Origin of the sequence: Mogibacterium kristiansenii, assembly GCF_009695905.1 — a bacterium.
Taxonomy (GTDB): Bacteria; Bacillota; Clostridia; order Peptostreptococcales; family Anaerovoracaceae; genus Mogibacterium_A; species Mogibacterium_A kristiansenii.
The window spans coordinates 1-6767 of record NZ_VUNA01000030.1; the positions used below are offsets into that span (position 1 = coordinate 1).

The window sequence follows — 6767 nt, forward strand, 5'->3', positions numbered from 1 at the left end:
AAAGAGCATTGGATTGCAGTCCTTTCGTAAGTTTGTTCGCTACTACTTAGAATGAAGCATCCAATGCTCTTTTTCAATGCCTAATTATTTATTTCGATTTTAATCCCACAAAAATTCGTGAAGAACCAACTTTTTCATCTATTGCTTTATCTGCAACTTCCTTGATTATGCTGAATCCCGTCATCCCAAGTATCAATGCAACTGCAGGTGTTCCATACTTGCCCACAATTGGAAGAAGCTTTTCACATGATTCTTTAATGCTTATGTATTCATTCATGTCGATATTGTCTCCTTTCTTAAACAGCTTTTGTTCCTTTCATATAAGCATCTGCAAATGTCTGATTGTTCATTAATTCAATTCCCATTTGATTAAAGTGCGTCTTTTAGTTCTTCTTCACTGTATCCGAAGGTATAATCCTCATCCATACCATTGGATATCCAAATAAGTGCAGCATCACAAACGCTCAAACGTTCTTCATCATCATAATCAATTCCATCAATTTCGTAGATTGTTCCACATTCAGTACATTCCCATTCATGATTTCCAATGTATTCCATTGAAGCTCCACAATCAATACATTTCTCCATAATATTGAATCTCCTCTCACATATTAGTCTCTGTTGATTACAGTTCCAATAATATCAAATAGTTTACCTAATGATGATTTTTCTGTCTTCTAGTGCCTCTTCCAAGGAAGAGACACCGTAAACTCTTTCGACATCTTCTGGCTCCCATACATCACCTATTTCTTCCATTTCTTCAATAAATAAATTCACTTCGCTCTTTTTCGTACTGAACCTCCTCGATTAGTATTTTCCATTAATGTATTTTTTTCTATCAGACATATGTTTTGCTGCCAGCTTACTTCCATGGCGCAACGCATCGGCCATTAATTCCATGAAGTAAGAGTCTTTCTCATCGCACAATCTACGCAGTCTTATTACCTCACTTCTCAAATATTCATTCTCTTTTTTTGTTCTAAATAACATTAATTTCATCTCCCTTCATACGCGACAGGTTTCTTTTGTTGTGCCCATATTAAATCCTATCTGCTGAAGAATAAATCACAATATGTGCAGAATAGAACCTCTTAAATTTACTCTTACTGTACTTTATCTTCTAAAGACTGCTCCTCCGGAAGCAATTGCAACAATACCGCCTACTAAGATGCAGCTAGCGATGCTCCCTGCAAGCTGAAACTGGGCAACCTTTTGAAGATTTTTCTTAATCTTCTCTCTAGAAATGACATTGACTCTTTGATGTTCTTTCTCATCTGTAATGTGCTTTGTTGACGTTTGACGCTCTTCCTGTGCATTGTCATCAATAAGTTCTAATGCAGTTATCGCATTTGCAAAATCCCTGCGTACGGTATCGAAATCGACTGAAAACTGGAACCTTTTCTTGTTGGCTTCCATCTCAGAGATTTTATTGGCAATCTGTTCAAGCTGCAAATCAGAATAGATTACGTTTCCATGGTAGTTGTCAATTCTTTGATTTATCCCTGTACGGAAACACCACTTTTCCTGATGATAATTATCAGTCACGTGGATTCTCAATTCTTTTGGTGTTGAAAACACAATATAACTGTCTACAACTACAGGCATATTTATCGCATCATCAGCTAAAGATTCTTCTATAGCTTCTTTCAAAAGTCGTCTCTTGAGTTCCATCTTCTCACCCAGAGGTTTCTTTTCATAACATTCATCACCGCTGTGAATTAATCTGCCATCTTCTGTAATAGTAAGATCATCTTTTGTTTTCTTCACTTCTAAAATAATAATTCCCTCATTTGTTACTACTACAGCGTCGAGCTCCGTTTCATCAATCCCGTTCGTTACATATACATTTCTGTATACTTTCGCTTCCGGTCTGCTGATAAACTCTAATGTTCTTGCAACCAATCTCTCACCTCTGATGCCTGACATAGAAATGCTTAGTTCTCTATTAACAGTTCTTAAGGCATTAATCCCTTTTCTGATAATAGTATCCTGCGACAAACCTTTCTTTCTTGCTAAGGATTCCATTCTGAAAATTGCTTCGTCTAGCCTCATTCCGTCTTCACTGTCATCTTTCATAACCATTTTTACTGCTATATCCTGAAAACCTTTTAATCCTTCAGAATACTCATAAAATGTCATCTCATTAGTAGTCAGGATGCCTGTTGATTCCATGTCGGATATCAGCTTTTCTGTTATATTACTTGTCATTTGTTACACCGCCTTTCTTTTTAAATTCTTTGTTTTGTTCCTTTGACTTTCTTGAATTAAACACTATTTCCAATCCTATGTCCTCTGCAAGGGACGGGTTTCGTCCTACCGTATTGTAGAGGCGTATACACGTTAATCTGTCTTTTGTTTTCAGTTTCATCACCTCTTTTCTTGATATCATTTTACTTTCTCATCCACACAAGAAAAATGACACCTACTGCAGAATAAAGGCTGTTATTGTTACATTCTATGTATAATAAAAGACGCTTAACTTTGTTAAGTTAAACGTCTATATTTCTACTTTAGCGAAAAACTAACCCTGTTTTCTATTCTTATAGGTATTGTAAACTTTCATATCTATCGAGCCATCCGCAATCATCTTTTCTGCCCATAACTGCAGAGTCTCAACTGTTACAGAAATCTTCTCAAGTTCTTCCTGAATATGAACAAAATCCTTTATTTCGTTCTCGTCGATAGTTCCATCAGCTGTAATCTCAATCAAGCGTTCCTTTTCCTTAGAAACTGAATTTAAAGATGCAACCATCTTAAGAACTATCTTTGATAAATCCTCAATCTTTATTTCCGGCACATACTGCTGTCCAATAGGGCATTCATTCGAGCAGTAATAATTACATAAATCCGGCATCCTGTACTTGTCAGCCATTATGAGGATCTCTTCTGGCTGAGGAGATGAAATATCATTTTCTATTCTTAAAATTCGTTCCGGCTGTATTGACTCAAGCAATTCGCTTGCTTGGTCTCTTGATAGCCCAAGTTCTTCTCTTCTTAATTGATATGGCTTCTTATTTTCCTTAATTGATTTTTTCCCCACAATCACCATTCCTCTCATATGTAGTTGATGAAATGCTTAATTCATTTCATCAACTACATATTAACAAAAGCACTTGAAGCTTACAAGAATAAGCCTATTCCTATCCCGTAATCATATTCAGTATTTCCTTTGTAAACGTAATGATGATTCCACCTGCCAGTGTCAGAACTCCGTTGGCACGCTGCGATGGATCGTGGCTCTTAAGCGAAAGACCAACCTGCATGATTCCGAAGCCCAGAAGGATCAGACCGATTGCCCTTATCAGACTGAATATAAAGTTGGACAGGTTGTTAACCACAGAAAGCGGGTCGTTAGCCGCAAGGCAGGTTGTTGTCGAAAGCGTAACCATCAGTACCGCTGCAATATAAAAAGCGAAGGCAATCTCTGCTCTTCGCTTAAGCTTCACCGTTTCCGGTGTCTGTATTTTCTTTTTCATTCTCGTTTTCCTCCTTCTCAATTTTCTTCAGAAGATCCACGTCAGACAGAAGCTCATATCCCGTTTGCAAGCCTCTGAATATCGTTATCATCCTTAAGATATACGAACGGATTGTAGCAGTGACTCTTCTCCATATTGATAAGGTCGAGCACTCTCACTTGATGAGCTTCCAGCCTGTATTCACCGAATATGTGAAAAGATCCTGGTTTGCTGCAGCGTTAAGTGTTCCGTCTGCATTTGCTGTCTTAACATTGGCCTTAGGAACCTTTACCGACATGAACACAAAAGCATCGTTTGCTCCGTCGTTTGTAATCTTCGGATCCTTCTTCACTACCTTGTTGGGCGTAACGTCCGCTCCATCGCTCGGATTCCAGTTCGGCTCCGATACACTGATTTCGATATAGCCTACAGTGAAGTGGTTAGTCACCTGATCTCTGTCCACAAAGTAGGCGAAGGTTGAGCTGATTGCCATGAGAGCAATGAGTGCTCCTGCGATAATAAGGTTCTTTCTTCCTGAAATCTTCTCTCTAATGTTTGTCATTTTCTCTCTCCTTTTCCGCGCATCCTGTGCTGTTACAATTTGCTTTGAGCCCCTGCATACACTCCTTTCCGCCCGGCTCAGGGCAGTGTTGTTTTGTGCGCTGTTTGGGCGTTAGGTCAAGGCGCCGAGTCGCCGAGGCACGGAGCGTACTTTCAGTATGTGAGTACCGAGATCGGAGAGATCAACGCAGAGATTACTCAAAAGAGTGCACAAAATGAGATGTCTCTTAAAAACATCTCATGTAAATCAGGCCCTGAAAGCACTCTTCGGTTGCACGAAAAAGCCGCCGGGCTTCGAATTGAAACCTGACGGCTGTGTTACGATGCTTTGTTGTTTCGTATCAGCGTTTTGTTTATTCATTTGATCTTTTTCTTCTTGTGTAAACAGCAGTGCCTGTTATTCCTGCGCCGCTAAGGAGCATAAGTGCGATCCACAGAGCAAGGTTAGTGCTGTCACCGGTCTTTGCAGAATCTTCAGCGTCTGCCTTTAAATCCTTGTCGCTGTCATCTGAAGTTCCCGGTGCTGCCTTTTCTGCTACTGTGAAGGAAGTTGTTGCAGTGCCGCTTGTTGATACGATACCGATAGTGTGCTCTCCAGCAGGAAGGGTTGCTACATAGTCAGCATCAAGAGTTACGATTATGCTGCCTGACTCGGCAGTGTAGTATTCTATATCAAGAGTATCGCTATCAAGCTCGACTCTGTCAAAATCATCAAATAAAGCATTGGAACGGAATGTAAGTGCTTTCTTTTCTCCTTCGGTTATACTCTGACCCATGCCCTCAATGATTTCAGGCGGGAGTTTTGAGATTACCGTGTCGTCAAGCGTAATTTCATCCGCGCCTTCTTCATCAGAGAAGTATTTCTGACAATCCTTACACTGCCAATACTCTATGTTTCCAGTTTCTGTAACGGTTGCATCCTTCGCAGGAATTTTATCAAGGCGGTGATTTGAGCTGTCAGGTTTGCCGTATTCTGCCCCACAATATTCACACTTTGCCTTGCTTGTGCATGTTGCTTTGCCGCCTGTGCAGTCTTTTTTTTCTGAATAACCGCAGCCATCATTTTTGCAGATGCGTGTATGCGTATCGTCGCCGTTGGACTTCCATGAGCCGAAATCGTGACCATTATAAACTGTCAATGTCATTACAGCTGTATGGAGTTCAGTATCGGTGAACATAAGAGTTACCTCACCGGCGTTCTGTTTGATTGTGTAATTGCCGTCTTCACCGGCAGTAAGCTCCTTACCGTTAGCCGTGACAGTTTTGATATTATCCTCATCGGCTATTGAGAAGATGACATCCCCAGTTGTCATACCAGCCACCAAATGTATATCCTTGTCTGGTTATATCTGTTGGAAGTGAATCTGTTTTATTATCTAGGCAATATAAAACATCAGAATCGTCAACCCTGAGAAAACCCTCAGCTTTAAGATTTCCTCCATTACAATCGAGGTTGATGATGCAGTCGGTTATCATCTCCAGATGGATGCTGGTTGACGCAAAAGGCATACTAATAGAAGCCGAAGACGATTTTGTAGCAACAGTGTTTTTGCCGTCTTTTGTAGTAGCTACCAGCTTATATACCTGATAATCATCAGGCGCCGGAAGACCTCTAAACATAACGTCTGAACAGGCCTTGCCGTAAGTCTTACCGTTATAATCATATTTTCCCCTGAATTGAAAAAGTAAGTTCTGCTTTTGTTATGGCAGCACTGGATTTTAAATTTGCAAATCCAGACAAGAAGTTACTTTTGCAAAACAGTTGCGCTGTCTTTTTCATTTAATGGAAGCGGATAGTAGTCGTAGCAGCTGTGAAGCTTGTGGGTAACCGGCTTCCTGTCAGGGTTGTGGAAAAGCGTGTGGGCAGCTATGTCTGTCCACACGCTTTTCCATGACCCTGTGCCGGTTATCCATAAATCCACAGCTCATAGTGTTCCTTTTAATAGCTCCGTTTTGTATAATTTTTATGCCTTTTGGATGACGGAACCAGAAAGGAGGACTACACTATGTCCAAAGGTAAACATCTCACACTCGATGATCGTAAATCTATCCAGATGGGTCTGAAAGAAGGACGCAATTTTCAAGAAATCGCACACGAAATTGGTAAAGATCCGTCAACAGTTTCCAAGGAAATCCGCAATCACAGAGTTGCACGACGAACAGCTTCATTTAATCCATGCATCAAGGCTAAGGATTGTTACCATGACAGAGATATTTGTTTTCCGTGTCGTCGACATTACCATGGATATTGCCGTAGATGCCCGGTTGCGAAATGCTATGAAACTTGTCCGGATTTCTCGCAAGAGATTTGCCGTCATGTAAAATCCCCACCATATGTCTGCAATGGCTGTAGCGAACGTCGCAGGTGCAAGCTTGAACGTTACATTTATGATGCGTACGAAGCGCAGAAAACGTATGAAAAAACTCTTAGCGAAAGTCGTACAGGGTTTGCCATTTCATATGAAGAGCTTAAGCGCTTAGACGATTTAATATCGCCGCTTATCCGTCAAGGCCAATCTATCCTTCACATATGCCAAAGCAACAAGGATCTAATCATGTGTGATGAGAAGACCATCTACAATTATATTGATGACAATCTCCTTTCGGTTGGCAACCTCGATCTTCCGAGGAAAGTCCGGTATAGAGTCAGAAAGAAGAAGCGCGCCGTCCAGGTAGACAAGCAGTGCTACGTTGGCCGTACTTATGAAGACATCCGGACATTCCTTGCTGCATGTCCGGATGTTGCCGTCA

Annotated in this window: 12 protein-coding genes; 1 reads left to right on the forward strand and 11 read right to left on the reverse strand. The window is 40.8% G+C overall.

Annotated elements, in window-relative coordinates:
- Nucleotides 1-88: 88 nt before the first annotated feature.
- From FYJ65_RS09260 to FYJ65_RS09310, 11 genes are all read right to left on the reverse strand, one after another.
- Nucleotides 89-277, reverse strand: a complete 189-nt coding sequence (locus tag FYJ65_RS09260; protein WP_154555042.1) for a hypothetical protein — start codon at nucleotides 275-277, stop codon at nucleotides 89-91.
- Between the two features lie 92 nt (nucleotides 278-369).
- A complete protein-coding gene (locus FYJ65_RS09265) occupies nucleotides 370-588 on the reverse strand; it encodes a hypothetical protein (protein WP_154555043.1) in 219 nt (72 codons plus the stop codon).
- Between the two features lie 63 nt (nucleotides 589-651).
- A complete protein-coding gene (locus FYJ65_RS09775; RefSeq protein ID WP_268890089.1) occupies nucleotides 652-777 on the reverse strand; it encodes a hypothetical protein in 126 nt (41 codons plus the stop codon).
- Between the two features lie 30 nt (nucleotides 778-807).
- On the reverse strand, nucleotides 808-990 hold the full coding sequence (locus FYJ65_RS09270) for a hypothetical protein (protein WP_206157390.1): 183 nt from the start codon (nucleotides 988-990) through the stop codon (nucleotides 808-810).
- 123 nt (nucleotides 991-1113) lie between these two features.
- Nucleotides 1114-2208 carry a nuclease-related domain-containing protein gene (locus tag FYJ65_RS09275; RefSeq protein WP_154555045.1) on the reverse strand — a complete coding sequence of 365 codons (1095 nt, stop codon included), beginning with the start codon at nucleotides 2206-2208 and terminating at the stop codon, nucleotides 1114-1116.
- Complete coding sequence (locus tag FYJ65_RS09280) at nucleotides 2198-2368, reverse strand: hypothetical protein (RefSeq protein WP_154555046.1); 171 nt, start codon at nucleotides 2366-2368, stop codon at nucleotides 2198-2200. Before FYJ65_RS09280 ends, FYJ65_RS09275 begins: the two co-directional genes overlap by 11 nt.
- 153 nt (nucleotides 2369-2521) lie before the next feature.
- Complete coding sequence (locus tag FYJ65_RS09285) at nucleotides 2522-3058, reverse strand: helix-turn-helix domain-containing protein (RefSeq protein WP_235898254.1); 537 nt, start codon at nucleotides 3056-3058, stop codon at nucleotides 2522-2524.
- Between the two features lie 82 nt (nucleotides 3059-3140).
- Nucleotides 3141-3476, reverse strand: coding sequence for a formate hydrogenlyase (locus FYJ65_RS09290; RefSeq protein ID WP_154555047.1), 336 nt, complete (start codon nucleotides 3474-3476; stop codon nucleotides 3141-3143).
- Nucleotides 3477-3630: 154 nt separating this feature from the next.
- Nucleotides 3631-4017, reverse strand: a complete 387-nt coding sequence (locus tag FYJ65_RS09300) for a SipW-dependent-type signal peptide-containing protein (protein ID WP_154555048.1) — start codon at nucleotides 4015-4017, stop codon at nucleotides 3631-3633.
- A gap of 352 nt (nucleotides 4018-4369) precedes the next feature.
- Entirely contained in the window at nucleotides 4370-5329 is a 960-nt protein-coding gene (locus tag FYJ65_RS09305; RefSeq protein ID WP_154555049.1) for a hypothetical protein, read from the reverse strand.
- Complete coding sequence (locus FYJ65_RS09310; RefSeq protein WP_154555050.1) at nucleotides 5292-5636, reverse strand: InlB B-repeat-containing protein; 345 nt, start codon at nucleotides 5634-5636, stop codon at nucleotides 5292-5294. Before FYJ65_RS09310 ends, FYJ65_RS09305 begins: the two co-directional genes overlap by 38 nt.
- 386 nt (nucleotides 5637-6022) lie before the next feature.
- On the opposite strand from FYJ65_RS09310, the gene FYJ65_RS09315 reads away from it, so the two are divergent.
- Nucleotides 6023-6767: helix-turn-helix domain-containing protein (locus tag FYJ65_RS09315; protein ID WP_154555051.1), on the forward strand; the 745-nt coding region annotated here is incomplete at its 3' end.